The organism is Klebsiella pasteurii, assembly GCF_018139045.1.
Taxonomy (GTDB): domain Bacteria; phylum Pseudomonadota; class Gammaproteobacteria; order Enterobacterales; family Enterobacteriaceae; genus Klebsiella; species Klebsiella grimontii.
Genome location: NZ_CP073236.1, coordinates 5,765,156 through 5,780,092, shown reverse-complemented (window position 1 = coordinate 5,780,092; position 14,937 = coordinate 5,765,156). Strand labels below are relative to the sequence as shown.

At 56.7% G+C, this 14,937-nt stretch carries 15 protein-coding genes; 9 read left to right on the top strand and 6 right to left on the bottom strand.

The window, feature by feature from the left end; all coding sequences use genetic code 11:
- The first annotated feature begins 120 nt into the window (after window positions 1–120).
- Window positions 121–597: a GNAT family N-acetyltransferase gene (locus tag KCG39_RS26985; protein WP_004130619.1), complete on the top strand. Its 477-nt coding sequence runs from the start codon at window positions 121–123 to the stop codon at window positions 595–597.
- Window positions 598–656: 59 nt separating this feature from the next.
- Here KCG39_RS26985 and pgl read toward each other — a convergent pair whose 3' ends face one another.
- Entirely contained in the window at window positions 657–1,652 is a 996-nt protein-coding gene (gene pgl / locus KCG39_RS26980; RefSeq protein ID WP_142467791.1) for a 6-phosphogluconolactonase, read from the bottom strand.
- Window positions 1,653–1,873: 221 nt separating this feature from the next.
- Between pgl and KCG39_RS26975 the strand changes: the two genes are divergently transcribed.
- Window positions 1,874–2,692, top strand: coding sequence for a pyridoxal phosphatase (locus KCG39_RS26975; RefSeq protein ID WP_004130617.1), 819 nt, complete (start codon window positions 1,874–1,876; stop codon window positions 2,690–2,692).
- Here the strand turns inward: KCG39_RS26975 and modC are convergent, their stop codons facing one another.
- The 4 genes from modC to KCG39_RS26955 all read right to left on the bottom strand — a co-directional run bounded on the left by modC (window position 2,693) and on the right by KCG39_RS26955 (window position 5,510).
- The gene (gene modC, locus KCG39_RS26970) at window positions 2,693–3,751 is read right to left on the bottom strand and encodes a molybdenum ABC transporter ATP-binding protein ModC (protein WP_004130616.1); all 1,059 of its coding nucleotides are present in this window, start codon (window positions 3,749–3,751) and stop codon (window positions 2,693–2,695) included.
- Window positions 3,752–3,753: 2 nt separating this feature from the next.
- Window positions 3,754–4,443 (bottom strand): molybdate ABC transporter permease subunit, encoded by a 690-nt coding sequence (gene modB, locus KCG39_RS26965; RefSeq protein ID WP_004130614.1) that lies wholly within the window; start codon window positions 4,441–4,443, stop codon window positions 3,754–3,756.
- Complete coding sequence (modA, locus tag KCG39_RS26960) at window positions 4,443–5,216, bottom strand: molybdate ABC transporter substrate-binding protein (RefSeq protein WP_004130612.1); 774 nt, start codon at window positions 5,214–5,216, stop codon at window positions 4,443–4,445. The genes modB and modA overlap by 1 nt, the downstream gene beginning before the upstream one ends.
- Window positions 5,217–5,360: 144 nt before the next feature.
- A complete protein-coding gene (locus tag KCG39_RS26955; RefSeq protein ID WP_004848993.1) occupies window positions 5,361–5,510 on the bottom strand; it encodes an AcrZ family multidrug efflux pump-associated protein in 150 nt (49 codons plus the stop codon).
- 153 nt (window positions 5,511–5,663) lie between these two features.
- On the opposite strand from KCG39_RS26955, the gene modE reads away from it, so the two are divergent.
- The 7 genes from modE to gpmA all read left to right on the top strand — a co-directional run bounded on the left by modE (window position 5,664) and on the right by gpmA (window position 13,543).
- Entirely contained in the window at window positions 5,664–6,452 is a 789-nt protein-coding gene (modE, locus tag KCG39_RS26950) for a molybdenum-dependent transcriptional regulator (RefSeq protein WP_004130607.1), read from the top strand.
- Window positions 6,453–6,519: 67 nt separating this feature from the next.
- Complete coding sequence (modF, locus tag KCG39_RS26945; protein ID WP_142467792.1) at window positions 6,520–7,995, top strand: molybdate ABC transporter ATP-binding protein ModF; 1,476 nt, start codon at window positions 6,520–6,522, stop codon at window positions 7,993–7,995.
- Between the two features lie 205 nt (window positions 7,996–8,200).
- Window positions 8,201–9,217, top strand: a complete 1,017-nt coding sequence (gene galE / locus KCG39_RS26940) for a UDP-glucose 4-epimerase GalE (RefSeq protein WP_004130603.1) — start codon at window positions 8,201–8,203, stop codon at window positions 9,215–9,217.
- 9 nt (window positions 9,218–9,226) lie between these two features.
- Window positions 9,227–10,273, top strand: coding sequence for a galactose-1-phosphate uridylyltransferase (galT, locus tag KCG39_RS26935; protein WP_004130601.1), 1,047 nt, complete (start codon window positions 9,227–9,229; stop codon window positions 10,271–10,273).
- Between the two features lie 2 nt (window positions 10,274–10,275).
- Complete coding sequence (galK, locus tag KCG39_RS26930) at window positions 10,276–11,424, top strand: galactokinase (protein ID WP_004130599.1); 1,149 nt, start codon at window positions 10,276–10,278, stop codon at window positions 11,422–11,424.
- The gene (gene galM / locus KCG39_RS26925; protein WP_004130598.1) at window positions 11,418–12,461 is read left to right on the top strand and encodes a galactose-1-epimerase; all 1,044 of its coding nucleotides are present in this window, start codon (window positions 11,418–11,420) and stop codon (window positions 12,459–12,461) included. The genes galK and galM overlap by 7 nt, the downstream gene beginning before the upstream one ends.
- Before the next feature lie 329 nt (window positions 12,462–12,790).
- A complete protein-coding gene (gpmA, locus tag KCG39_RS26920; protein WP_004100351.1) occupies window positions 12,791–13,543 on the top strand; it encodes a 2,3-diphosphoglycerate-dependent phosphoglycerate mutase in 753 nt (250 codons plus the stop codon).
- A gap of 67 nt (window positions 13,544–13,610) precedes the next feature.
- On the opposite strand, the gene aroG is transcribed toward gpmA, so the two are convergent.
- Window positions 13,611–14,663, bottom strand: coding sequence for a 3-deoxy-7-phosphoheptulonate synthase AroG (aroG, locus tag KCG39_RS26915; RefSeq protein WP_004130596.1), 1,053 nt, complete (start codon window positions 14,661–14,663; stop codon window positions 13,611–13,613).
- Window positions 14,664–14,937: the final 274 nt, after the last annotated feature.

Sequence of the window (14,937 nt, the reverse complement as noted above, 5' to 3'; positions counted from 1 at the left end):
TCGGTAAGCTAAAAGTGGATCCTATGAATATACATAAAGTGTCACTTTTTAGGAACCATAAGAGCGCCTACCATAGCGGCATGTAAAGACCATCCCGATTTATAAAAGTAAGGAACCGCCATGAATAGCCAAAATAGCGACATTAATCACGGGCAAATCACCCTCCTCCCCGCAGCTGATAACGACTTTGCCCAGTGGCTGCCGCTGTGGAAAAGCTACCAGACGTTTTATCGCGTCGACATTCCGGAGGAGGTGACGCGCCTGACCTGGAGTCGGTTTTTAAATCCGGTCGAACCGATGTTTTGCGCCGTAGCAAAACGTGAGGGGAAGATAGTTGGATTCGTTCATTATCTCTTCCACCGCTCCACCTGGGCCGAAAGCGACTATTGCTATCTGGAAGATTTATTCGTTGATCCGGACGTCCGGGGTCAGCATATCGGTAAACAATTAATTGAGTATGTTCAACGGCAGGCGCGAAAACGCCACTCCGCCAGCCTGTACTGGCATACGCATGAGACCAACCTTCGGGGCCAGCGTCTGTATAACTGGGTTGCGGAAAAAAGCGGCATGATTGAGTATCGTATGCGGGTGAAGTAGCCCTTTCGTCAGGCGTAAAAAAACCTCGCCGCGGCGAGGTTTTTGTCAAACACGCCGGCTTAGTTAGCGTTTACCACCACCCACATTGGGCCCTGGCCTACGGCATAGCGCCCTTTTTCCTGGAGCAGCCCCTGCTCGCCTTCGATTTCATACACCGCGATATGATGGGACTTCTGACCGGCAGCGATCAGATATTTGCCGCTATGATCGAGGTTAAAGCCGCGCGGCTGGGTCTCGGTATTCTGATAACCTTCGATGGACAGCACGCTGCCGTCTTCCGAGACGCTGAAGATGGTGATAATGCTGGCGGTACGATCGCAGGCGTAGAGGTGACGGCCATCCGGGGTCAGATGGATATCCGCCGCCCAGCGCACGCCGGCAAAATCAGGCGGCATGATGTCCAGGGTCTGCACGCACTCGATTTTGCCGTGCGGATCTTTCAGCTCCCAGACGTCAACGGAGCTATTCAGTTCGTTTATGCAGTAGCCGTATTGCTGATTCGGATGGAACACCATATGACGCGGGCCTGCGCCTTCAACGGTGGTCACTTCAGCCGGCTCCTGCTCTGCGAGGAAACCGTCGTCGCTCAGGGTAAACAGGCAGATACGATCCTGCTTCAGCGCCGGTACCCATAGGGTGCGATTATTCGGAGAGATATTTGCCGAGTGGCAGCCTTCCAGACCTTCAACCACCGCCACCGCTTCTCGCGGCAGGCCGTCCACCAGCGGCGTAACGCTCACGCAGCCCGCGTTATAGGAAGCGCTGAACACAAAACGCCCCTGATGATCGGTAGAAATATGCGTTGGGCTACCCGGCAGCGGAGCTTCGCCAGCGAAAGTCAGGGCGCCATTATCGGGCGCAATGCGGTAGGCCAGTACGCGAAACTCCGGACGCACGCCGACGTAGAGAAACTCTTTGTTCGGGCTCACCACCATCGGCTGTACCTGGCCCGGGGCATCAACAACCTGCACCAGGGTCAGTTTCCCCTCAAGATCCAGATCCCAGACGTGAATCTGCTGGCTTTCCGGGCTGGCGGTATAAACGGTTTGTTTCATGAATACTCCTTCCTCACTGCACGTGGAAATTTCATTTTTCAGATGAATGACACCCTGAAAAATACAATATGCATACACCATGCTATTCAGGTTGCCTCCTCGCAGCCTGAAAGATCAAGTGTATCGGCTCTTTAGCGGTAGATGCTGAAAAGTTTGCCCGAATGGCGCAGCGGTGTACCATCATAGCCTGCTAACTTTTCATCATTAACCGGAAACAACACATGACCTCACGCGTGATTGCCCTGGACTTAGACGGCACCCTACTCACCGGCAAAAAAACCATTCTCCCCGCCTCACTCGACGCGCTGGCACGCGCCAAAGACGCGGGATATCAAATCATCGTCGTCACCGGTCGACATCACGTCGCTATCCATCCTTTTTATCAGGCGCTGGCTCTGGATACACCTGCAATTTGCTGTAATGGCACTTATTTGTATGATTATCATGCAAAAAAGGTTCTGGAGTCCGATCCTATGCCGGTTGACAAAGCCTTGAGCCTGACGGAAATGCTGAACGAGCACGCGATTCACGGCCTGATGTACGTCGATGACGCCATGCTTTATGAGCAGCCGACCGGGCACGTGATTCGCACCGCCAACTGGGCGCAGTCGCTGCCCGTCGAGCAGCGTCCGGTGTTCACTCAGGTCGATTCTCTGGCGCAGGCGGCCCGTGAAGTCAAGGCCGTGTGGAAATTCGCCCTGACTGATGAAGACACCGCAAAACTGCAGCGCTTTGCCCAACATGTTGGCCAGACGCTGGGTCTGGAGTGCGAATGGTCGTGGCACGATCAGGTGGATATTGCCCGGGAAGGCAATAGCAAAGGTAAACGCCTGGCCCAGTGGGTCGCGTCGCAGGGGCTGTCGATGCAGGATGTTATCGCTTTCGGCGACAACTATAACGACCTCAGTATGCTGGAAGCCGCCGGTATCGGCGTGGCGATGGGCAACGCGGTGGAGGACGTCAAAGCGCGCGCCAACGTCGTGATCGGCGAAAACGAGACCACCAGCATCGCCGACTACATCTATCGCCACCTGTTGTAATCAGGCGGCTATCGACACGCTTTTTATCTGCGCATACAGCCGCTGGCCTGGGACAACCCCCAGCTCATCGCGAGCCCAGGGGCTGATGCGCGCCCATAGCGTACGGCCGCTAATCTCCAGCCTGACCTCAACCTGGCCATGGCTTTCAATACACTGCATGACCTGCGCGGGCAAAATGTTACGGATACTGGTTTGCTGAGCGGGCTGCAGCACCAAAGAAACGTCCGAGGCCTGAATGCGGATCCGCGCGCTTTCGCCCTGCGGCCTGTCGAGCCGGTTGACCCATATCTGCCGATCGCCCAGCGCCAGCGCGGTCATGGCATACCGCGGATGCTGAGCGGCGACGGTTACGTTCAGGATAGTGCTTTGCTGATCCTGGGGAAGCCAGGGATGCATTACGCTGCTGCTCCACACCTCTTCCAGGCAACCAAAGGCTTTGACTTTCCCCGCTTCCAGCACCAGGACGTTATCCGCCAAATGCTGAATCTCATCCAGAGAGTGGCTGACGTACAGCATCGGGATATTGATTTCGCGCGCCAGACGCTGCAGATAGGGCAATAGTTCACGCTTGCGCGGGATATCCAGCGACGCCAGCGGCTCATCCAGAAGCAGCAGTTCCGGGGCGGTAAGCAGCGCCCGGCCAATCGCCACCCGCTGTTTTTCTCCGCCGGAGAGACCGCCAGGCAGGCGGTCAAGCAGCGGCGCAATGCCGAGCAGCGCCACCAGCTTGTCAAACTGCGCCGCCATATTCTTCGCCATGCCATATTGCAGATTGCCGCGCACCTTATAATGCGGGAACAGGCGAGCGTCCTGAAAAACGTAGCCAATGCGGCGTTTTTCCGGCGCCAGGCAGATACGTTTTTCAACATCATTGAGCACTCTGCCGTTAAGAACGATGCGCCCCTGCTGCGGGCGCGTCAGGCCGCTAATGGCGTTAATCAGCGAGGTTTTACCCGCGCCTGAAACGCCGAAAACCGCGGTGATGCCGCTGGCGGGAAGCGTCTCGCGAATTTGCAGGCAGTGGGTGCCCAACGTCTGGCTAAAATCGAGTTCGAGCATGATTATTTCCCCATCCGCTGACGGCTAAGGCGGGCCAGCCATTCGGAAATCAGCAGCGATACCAGCGCCAGCACAATCGAAATCAGGCATAAACGCGCGGCCGCGCCTTCCCCACCGGGAGTCTGAATCAGGGTATACATTGCCGAAGGAATCGTGCGCGTTTCGCCTGGAATGTTGGAGACAAAAGTGATGGTGGCGCCAAACTCGCCCAAAGAACGGGCGAAGGCCAGCACGGTGCCGACGATAATACCGGGTAGCGTCAACGGTAGCGTAATAGTGAAAAATACCCGCCAGCGCCCAGCGCCCAGGGTACGCGCCGCCTGCTCAAGTTTGATGTCGACCCCTTCCAGCGCAAGACGAATGGCACGCACCATCAACGGAAAGGACATCACCGCCGCCGCCAGTACCGCGCCGCGCCAGCTAAACGCAAAGCTCAGACCAAACCAGTCATACAGCCAGCTGCCGATAAAACCCCGTCTTCCCATCGCGATCAGCAAGAGATACCCCACCACCACCGGCGGTAATACCAGCGGCAGGTGGAGGATGCTATCGAGCAGCGCTTTACCGGGAAAATCCCGGCGAACCAGCAGCCAGGAAAAAAAGATGCCAAAAGGCAAGCTCAGTACCACCGCCAGGGAGGAGACTTTCAGGCTCAGCAGTACCGCCTGCCATTCAGGATCGCTTAAGAACATTAGTGGGTAGTAAATCCGTAACGTTTAAAGATGGCGGAAGCTTCCGGCCCTTTTAGATAGTCATAAAACGCGCTGACCGCGGCATTTTTATGCCCGTCGACGATTGCCAGAGGATATTCAACTTTCTTATGCGAATCTTCCGGGAAGGTACCGACAACTTTTACGCCCTTGCTGGCGACCGCATCAGAGCCGTACACGATCCCCAACGGCGCTTCGCTGCGCTCAACCAGGGCCAGCGCGCCGCGCACGTCTTCCGCAGGAGCCAGCTTCGGCGACAGCGTCTCCCAGGCCCCCAGTTTTTGCAACGCTTCTTTCGCATAGATGCCGGCTGGCACGTGCGCCGGGTCGCCAACGGCCAGACGACCGCCTTTCAGCAGGCTGGTCCAGTCGGTTTTATCATTAATGCTGATATCGCCCTGAGCGCTGGCCTTCGGCGCCACGACCACCAGGCTGTTGCCGAGCAGCGTCGCGCGGGATGCGGTATCAATGCTTTTTTTCTCCACCGCGTAATCCATCCATTTCTGGTCGGCGGAGATAAACAGATCCGCCGGCGCGCCCGCTTCAATCTGTCGCGCCAGGGTCGATGAAGACGCAAACGAAGAGACAACCTCGACGTTCTTCTCTTTCTTATACTCTTTAGCGATATCCTGCATGGCGTTGGTGAGCGATGCCGCGGCAAAAACCGTCACCTTGCCCTCTTCCGCCAGCGCGTGGCCCGCAACGGAAAGCGTTAACGTTGCTCCAGCAATAAAGCGAAACCATTGACCTGTCATCAGAAACTCCCGTCGGTTCGTTATGTAGAAGACAATATAACGATAGCGCTAAGATTTTCCCAGCGAAAATTAGGGGTAATCAGTAACGGCTCAATTGAGGGGGGACAGATAAAAACGCCCGGGAGAACCGGGCGCGGGGGAAAATCAGTGGTTTTGCGGTCTGCTGTCTTTATGACCGGCTCCAGAGAAGAGGTTAAACACTTCGCCCAGCCCATAAATCAGCCCCAGGATGACCGCCATTACCACAGGGACCATGACTACGGCAAAAACCAGACTTTTCAATAGCTCTAACATGGTTGGCTCCAGAAAGTACGAATAGTTTATTGTAACTAATTCAGCCGGAAAAACACGCCCCATTTGTGCGGTGCCTCACTGGACACCGTGAGAGATGCACCTTGCAAGATGACCGCTATCGGTCACAATACTCTTTTTCATCAGGATATGATTATGCAGGCTGAAATCCTTCTTACCCTCAAATTACAGCAGCGCCTGTTTGCCGATCCCCGCCGTATCGCCCTGCTGAAACAGATTGACCAGACCGGCTCGATTAGCCAGGGGGCAAAAAACGCGGGCATCAGCTATAAAAGCGCATGGGATGCGATAAATGAGATGAACCAGCTCAGCGAGCAGACCCTGGTTGACCGTGCGACCGGCGGCAAAGGCGGCGGCGGCGCGGTCCTCACCCGCTACGGGCAGCGGCTGATTCAGCTTTACGACTTGCTGGCGCAGATTCAGCAGAAAGCCTTCGATGTCCTGAGCGATGATGATGCCCTTCCCCTCGACAGCCTGCTGGCCGCTATTTCGCGATTCTCTCTACAGACCAGCGCGCGCAACCAGTGGTTCGGCACTATTACCGGCCGCGACCATCAGCAGGTCCAGCAGCACGTTGAAGTCCTGCTGGCCGATGGGCAAACCCGCTTTAAAGTCGCCATTACCGCCCAAAGCGCCGATCGTCTGGGTCTTGCGGAAGGCCAGGAAGTATTAGTGCTGCTCAAAGCGCCGTGGGTCGGCATGACCCAGGATTCAGCCCTGGCGAAACAGGCGGACAACCAGCTGGCCGGACGTATCACCCACATCGAACGCGGGGCGGAGCAGTGCGAAGTGCTCATGGCGCTCCCGGATGGGCAGAGCCTTTGCGCCACCCTGCCGCTGGAACAGACGCGCGATCTGGCGGAAGGGGCGCAGGCGATAGCATATTTTAACGCCGATCGCATCATTCTTGCCACGTTGTGCTAACGCCATTGACATTGCGCTCGCGAAGACGTATCCCTGAAGTACATCGCTGCAAAAAGTGGGATACACAATGTCATTGTTGCAAATTTCGCAAGGCACGTTTCGTCTTAGCGATACCAAAACGTTAAATATTGAACACCTCAGCGTGCGGGCTGGCGAGAGCTGGGCTTTCGTCGGCAGCAACGGTAGCGGGAAGTCGGCGCTTGCGCGGGCGCTATCCGGCGAGTTGACCCTGCTAAGCGGGCAGCGCGAGTGCACCTTCTCGCGCATCACCCGTCTCTCTTTTGAGCAGCTGCAAAAGCTGGTCAGTGATGAGTGGCAGCGTAACAACACCGATCTGCTCAGCCCAGGAGAAGAAGATACCGGGCGCACGACGGCGGAAATTATCCAGGATGAGTTTAAAGACCCCTTCCGCTGCGCTCGCCTTGCTGAACAGTTTGCGATTAGCCACCTGCTCGAGCGCCGCTTTAAATACCTCTCTACCGGTGAAACGCGCAAGACCTTGCTGTGCCAGGCGCTGATGGGCGATCCCGACCTGCTTATCCTCGATGAGCCGTTCGACGGCCTCGATGTCGCCTCGCGCCAGCAGCTCGCCGAGATGTTGGCCACGCTGAACGAAGAAGGTATCGCCCTTGTTCTGGTGCTCAATCGTTTCGACGAGATCCCGGCATTCGTGCAGTATGCCGGGGTACTGGCGGACTGCATGCTGAGCGAAACCGGCGAAAAGCAGACCCTGCTACAGCAGGCGCTGATTGCCCAGCTCGCGCATAGCGAAAAGCTTGACGGCATGACGCTGCCGGAACCCGACGCCCCGGCTGCGCGCCTTGCGCTGGACAGCAAAGCGCCGCTCATCGTGCTGAACGACGGTCTGGTTTCATACAACGACCGCCCGATCATCAATCGCCTCAGTTGGACGGTCAATCCCGGCGAACACTGGCAGATCGTCGGCCCCAACGGCGCCGGTAAATCGACGCTGCTCAGCCTGATCGCCGGCGACCATCCCCAGGGATACAGTAACGATCTGACCCTGTTCGGCCGCCGCCGCGGCAGCGGTGAAACCATCTGGGATATCAAAAAACATATTGGTTACGTCAGCAGCAGCCTGCACCTTGAATACCGCGTCAGCACCAACGTGCGTAACGTGATTCTCTCGGGCTACTTCGACTCGATTGGCATCTACCAAGCCGTTTCCGATAAGCAGCACAAGCTGGTGCAAAACTGGCTGGATATTCTGGGTATCGACAAACGCACCGCCGACGCGCCGTTCCACAGCCTCTCCTGGGGGCAGCAGAGGCTGGCGCTGATCGTCCGCGCCCTGGTCAAACACCCGACCCTGCTGATTCTCGATGAACCGCTGCAGGGGCTCGACCCGCTCAACCGTCAGCTGGTGCGTCGCTTTGTCGATGTGCTGATTAGCGAAGGGGCGACGCAGTTGCTGTTTGTCTCCCACCACGCCGAAGACGCCCCGGACTGCATTACCCACCGTCTGGCCTTTGTGAGGAGTGGAGACGGTTACACTTACCAGCAGGGGCCGCTGCAAATTTAAGCCTGTACAGGGGTCTGCGGATCCCTGATTTTTTCAGAATAATAGCTATCACTCACACCATCACCCTGTTTTTACAATGAAAAAACCAAAACGGCCGGATTGAAAGTTTTAGTGTAAACGATTCCACCAATTTGGCCTGTGTCACACTTTTGGCTTCTTTGGTATGCTATCTTCTTCTCACACGATAAGCCTATTGGAGCGAATCATGAAAGTACTGGTTACAGGTGGTAGCGGTTACATTGGAAGTCACACCTGCGTTCAACTGCTATTGCAGGGACACGAAGTGATTATTCTCGACAATCTCTGCAACAGTAAACGCAGCGTATTGCCGATCATTGAACGTCTCGGCGGGAAAAGCGCCACCTTTGTCGAAGGCGACATTCGTAATGAAGCGCTGATGACGGAAATTCTTCACGATCACGCTATTGAAGCGGTGATCCATTTCGCCGGCCTGAAAGCCGTCGGCGAATCCGTCGCCAAGCCGCTGGAATACTACGACAACAACGTAACCGGCACACTGAAACTCGTTTCCGCCATGCGCGCCGCGGGCGTAAAAAACTTTATTTTCAGCTCCTCCGCCACCGTGTATGGCGACCAGCCAAAAATCCCTTATGTCGAAAGCTTCCCGACCGGGACTCCGCAGAGCCCGTACGGTAAAAGCAAGCTGATGGTCGAGCAGATCCTGACTGACCTGCAAAAAGCGCAGCCGGACTGGAGCATCGCGCTGCTGCGCTACTTCAACCCGGTCGGCGCGCATCCGTCGGGCGATATGGGTGAAGATCCGCAGGGCATCCCGAACAACCTGATGCCGTATATCGCGCAGGTCGCAGTCGGCCGTCGTGAATCGCTGGCGGTATTCGGCAACGACTACCCAACCGAAGATGGCACCGGCGTGCGCGACTACATTCACGTCATGGACCTGGCCGACGGCCACGTCGCGGCGATGGAAAAACTGGCTGATAAAGCCGGCGTGCATATCTATAACCTTGGCGCAGGCGTCGGCAGCAGCGTGCTCGACGTGGTCAACGCTTTTAGCAAAGCCTGCGGCAAACCGATTAACTACCACTTCGCGCCGCGCCGCGAAGGCGACCTCCCGGCCTACTGGGCGGACGCTGAAAAGGCCGATCGCGAGCTGAACTGGCGCGTGACGCGCAACCTTGACGAAATGGCGCAGGATACCTGGCACTGGCAGTCCCGTCATCCGCAGGGTTATCCAGACTAAGGAACCTTCATGAGCGTATTTAACCCCGTCGACCATCCACATCGTCGTTATAACCCGTTAACCGGGCAGTGGATTCTGGTTTCTCCACATCGCGCCAAGCGCCCCTGGCAAGGGGCGCAGGAAACGCCGGCAAAACAGAGTTTGCCCGCGCACGATCCGGACTGTTTCCTGTGCCCGGGTAATACCCGCGTCACTGGCGACAAAAACCCGAACTACACCGGTACGTTTGTTTTTACCAATGACTTTGCGGCTTTGATGACCGATACCCCAGACGCCCCGGAAAGCGACGACCCGCTGATGCGCTGTCAGAGCGCCCGCGGCACCAGCCGGGTCATCTGCTTCTCGCCAGATCACAGCAAAACGCTGCCAGAACTGAGCGTAGAGGCGCTGGAAGGCGTGGTTAAAACGTGGCAGGAGCAGACCGCCGATCTTGGAAAAACCTACCCGTGGGTGCAGGTTTTTGAAAATAAAGGCGCGGCGATGGGCTGCTCCAACCCGCACCCGCATGGCCAGGTGTGGGCAAACAGCTTTCTGCCTAACGAGGCGGAACGCGAAGATCGTCTGCAAAAAGCGTACTTCACCGAGCACGGCGCGCCGATGCTGGTGGATTACGCCCAGCGCGAATTAGCCGACGGTAGCCGCACCGTCGTCGAGACCGAACACTGGCTCGCGGTGGTCCCTTACTGGGCAGCGTGGCCCTTTGAGACGCTGCTGCTGCCGAAAGCGCACGTACAGCGCCTGACTGATTTAACCGACGACCAGCGCAGCGACCTCGCGCTGGCGCTGAAAAAGCTGACCAGCCGTTACGACAACCTGTTCCAGTGCTCATTCCCCTACTCGATGGGCTGGCACGGCGCGCCGTTTAACGATGAAGAGAATAATCACTGGCAGCTGCACGCGCATTTTTATCCGCCGCTGCTGCGCTCCGCGACGGTGCGCAAATTTATGGTCGGCTATGAAATGCTGGCCGAAACCCAGCGTGACCTGACGGCCGAGCAGGCTGCCGAACGTCTGCGCGCTGTGAGCGACGTCCATTTTCGCGAATCCGGAGTATAACCATGAGTCTGAAAGAGAACACCCAAGCCCTGTTTGCTGAGAAATTTGGCTATCCGGCCAGTCATGTTATCCAGGCCCCAGGCCGCGTTAACCTGATCGGCGAGCATACCGACTATAACGACGGGTTCGTACTGCCCTGCGCCATTGATTATCAGACGGTCATCGCCTGTGCGCCGCGCGACGATCGTACCGTCCGGGTGATTGCCGCCGATTACGCCAATCAGACCGATGAATTCTCTCTCGACTCGCCGATTACCAGCCACGACACCCAGCAGTGGTCGAACTACGTTCGCGGCGTGGTCAAGCACCTGCAGCAGCGGAATAACGCTTTCGGCGGCGCGGATCTGGTCATCAGCGGCAACGTGCCGCAGGGCGCAGGGTTAAGCTCCTCGGCTTCGCTGGAAGTCGCCGTCGGCACCGTGTTCCAGCAGCTGTACCATCTGCCGCTCGACGGTGCGCAGATCGCGCTGAACGGCCAGGAAGCGGAAAACCAGTTCGTCGGCTGCAACTGCGGCATTATGGACCAGCTGATCTCCGCGCTCGGTAAAAAAGATCATGCCCTGCTGATCGACTGCCGCACCTTAGGAACGAAAGCGGTGTCGATGCCGAAAGGCGTGGCGGTAGTGATTATCAACAGTAACTTTAAGCGCACCCTGGTCGGCAGCGAGTACAACACCCGCCGCGAGCAGTGTGAGACCGGCGCGCGTTTCTTCCAGCAACCCGCCCTGCGCGATGTGACTCTGCAAGAATTCAATGCCGTCGCCCACGAGCTTGACCCGGTGGTCGCCAAACGCGTTCGCCACGTGCTGACCGAGAATGCGCGCACCGTAGAAGCCGCCGTGGCGCTGGAGCAAGGCGACCTGCAGCGGATGGGCGAACTGATGGCGGAATCTCACGCTTCCATGCGCGATGATTTTGAAATCACCGTCCCGCAGATTGATACCCTGGTGGACATCGTCAAGGTGACCATCGGCGATAAAGGCGGCGTACGCATGACCGGCGGCGGTTTCGGCGGCTGTATCGTCGCGCTGGTGCCGGAAGATTTGGTCGATACCGTACAGCAGGCCGTTGCCAAAGAGTATGAAGCGAAAACCGGTATCAAAGAAACCTTCTACGTCTGCAAACCGTCTCAGGGAGCTGGACAATGCTAAACCCAACAACGGAGCTGGCGCCGGACGGCCAGCCGTGGAATCTTCTTACCCTGCGTAACGACGCAGGCATGACGGTCACGGTGATGGACTGGGGCGCGACGCTGCTCTCCGCGCGCGTGACGCTGGCTGACGGCAGCGTACGCGAAGCGCTGCTCGGCTGCGCGAACCCTGGCGACTATACCCGACAGGCCGCCTATCTCGGCGCCTCCGTCGGCCGTTACGCTAACCGTATTGCCAACAGCCGCTTTACCCTTGATGGCCACACCGTCAATCTGACGCCTTCCAACGAGGCGGGGCATCAGCTGCACGGCGGTCCTGAAGGTTTTGACAAGCGCCGCTGGCAGATTGTCAGCGCCGACGATCGTCACGCGCTGTTTTCACTCTCATCCCGCGATGGCGATCAGGGGTTTCCCGGCAATCTGACGGCAACGGCAGACTACCGCCTGACCGACGATAACCGGATCGCCATCGAGTATCGCGCCACCGTTGACCAACCGTGCCCGGTGAACCTGACCAACCACGTCTATTTTAACCTGGATGGCGTGCAGAGCGACGTGCGTAATCATAAGCTGCAAATCCTGGCCGATGTTTACCTGCCCGTCGAGAGCGATGGCATTCCGGGAGGCGATCTGCAAAACGTCACCCTGACCAGCTTCGATTTCCGCACGCCGAAGGTGCTGGCGGACGATTTCCTGCGCGATGAAGACCAGCAGAAAGTGAAAGGTTACGACCACGCCTTTCTGCTCCAGGCGCTGGGCGATGCCGGCAGACCGGCGGCTCACGTCTGGTCGCAGGATGAAAAGCTGCAGATGACGGTTTATACCTCCGCGCCGGCCCTGCAGTTCTACTCCGGCAACTATCTCGCCGGTACGCCGTCGCGCACGGCGCAGCCGTACGACGACTGGCAAGGCCTGGCCCTGGAGAGCGAGTTCCTGCCGGATTCGCCAAACCATCCGGAATGGCCGCAGCCGGATTGCGTGCTACGCCCCGGCGAAGAGTACGTCAGCCTGACGGAATATCAGTTTATTGCGCTATAACCCCCCCGCCCTCCCGATGGAGGGCTTTTTTTATCCTTTCGCTGAAAATTACGCCACTTACAGACAAAAATATAACCTCTGTTTTACAAGCACCTTACACTGAGCGACTATTTTCGCTATGGTTAGGGATAAGCATTGCCGTGAGGTAAATCACGGCAATATAATGAGAATAGTTATCAATCAATAAATATATACACTACCGCATTCGGGTCGCATCAAGGCGGCACTGGAGCGAATCCTGAGAGCATAGTCAACTATGTCGTCAGGGTGAGTAAACGTAGCCAACGATGAAGCGGCGCGAAGGATGACGTGTATTGAGGAGTAAGTGTATGGCTGTAACTAAGCTGGTACTCGTTCGTCACGGCGAAAGCCAATGGAACAACGAAAACCGTTTCACCGGTTGGTATGACGTTGACCTGTCTGAAAAAGGCGTGGGTGAAGCAAAAGCGGCCGGTAAGCTGCTGAAAGAAGAAGGCTTCAGCTTCGACTTTGCTTATACCTCTGTGCTGAAACGCGCCATCCACACCCTGTGGAACGTGCTGGACGAACTGGATCAGGCCTGGCTGCCGGTTGAGAAATCCTGGAAACTGAACGAGCGTCACTACGGTGCGCTGCAGGGTCTGAACAAAGCTGAAACCGCTGAAAAATACGGTGATGAGCAGGTTAAGCAGTGGCGTCGCGGCTTCGCGGTAACGCCGCCGGAGTTGACTAAAGACGACGAGCGCTATCCGGGCCACGATCCGCGCTACGCAAAACTGACCGACGCTGAACTGCCGACGACCGAGAGCCTGGCGCTGACAATCGACCGCGTCGTACCGTACTGGAATGAAACGATTCTGCCGCGTCTGAAAAGCGGTGAGCGCGTGATTATCGCCGCTCACGGCAACTCCCTGCGCGCGCTGGTGAAATACCTCGACAATATGGGGGAAGCAGAGATCCTCGAACTGAACATCCCGACCGGCGTACCGCTGGTGTATGAGTTCGACGAGAACTTCAAGCCTATCAAACATTACTATCTGGGTAACGCCGACGAAATCGCTGCGAAAGCCGCTGCCGTTGCGAACCAGGGTAAAGCGAAGTAATTTTCGCCGGATGTAAAAAAAGCGTGGAGATATCCACGCTTTTTTATTTTGACACTTGGCGTAAAGCTTAACCGCGACGCGCTTTTACCGCATTCGCCAGCTGACGAAGAAGCGTATCGGTATCTTCCCAACCGATGCAGGCATCGGTAATGCTTTTGCCGTAGACCAACGGCTCGCCGCTGTCGAGACTCTGATTGCCTTCCACCAGATGGCTTTCGATCATCACGCCCATAATCGACCGCTCACCGCCGGCAACCTGCTGGCATACGTCTGCGCCGACCTCCATCTGCTTTTTAAACTGCTTGCTGGAGTTGGCGTGGCTGAAATCGATCATAATCTGAGCGGGCAGGCCTGCTTTCGCCAGACCGACCTTCACTTCGGCCACGTGCTGGGCGCTGTAGTTCGGCTCTTTACCGCCGCGCAGGATAATATGGCAATCGCTATTACCGCTGGTATTTACAATCGCCGAATGCCCCCATTTGGTCACCGACAGGAAACAGTGCGGCGCGCCGGCGGCGTTGATAGCGTCAATCGCGACTTTGATGGTGCCATCAGTGCCGTTTTTAAAGCCTACCGGACAGGAGAGGCCGGAAGAGAGCTCGCGATGCACCTGTGACTCAGTGGTACGCGCCCCAATCGCGCCCCAGCTCATCAGGTCGGCAAGATACTGCGGGGTGATCATATCGAGGAACTCCCCGGCAGCGGGCAGACCGCTGTCGTTAATATCCAGCAGCAGCTTGCGCGCGATCCGCAGGCCATCGTTGATGCGGAAGCTGTTATCCATATGCGGATCGTTAATCAGCCCTTTCCAGCCCACGGTGGTGCGCGGTTTTTCAAAATAAACGCGCATCACGATTTCCAGCTCCCCTTTAAGCTCCTCGCGAAGCTTGAGCAGGCGTTCGGCGTACTCTTTCGCCGCCGCCGGATCGTGGATGGAGCACGGGCCAATCACGACCAGCAGCCGATCGTCGTTACCTTTCAGGATCTGGTGGATCGCTTTGCGCGCATGCGCAACGGTATTGGCGGCATTTTCGGTAGCAGGGAATTTTTCCAGGAGCGCAACGGGAGGTAATAATTCGTTGATCTCTTTAATGCGTAAATCGTCGTTCTGATAATTCATCTTATTTCCAGCGTTGCCATACTTATCTAGTTAATTGCAATCCCTCCAATCTATCTCTTCGCTCAAAAAGTGTAAACGTGATTTTACAGTAGCGGCAGAATATTCCTGGAAATAGGCTAAAAAACACCATAAAGTCGCGGAATAATGGCCACGAGCTATAATTTTTAACTGTTAGAACTTAATTTTCTTTAGCATTCAGCATTATATATTAATGCCGTTCGCTAATACCGAAGCTTTAACCACAACGAGTGGAACCTCCGGCAAATGCACTATT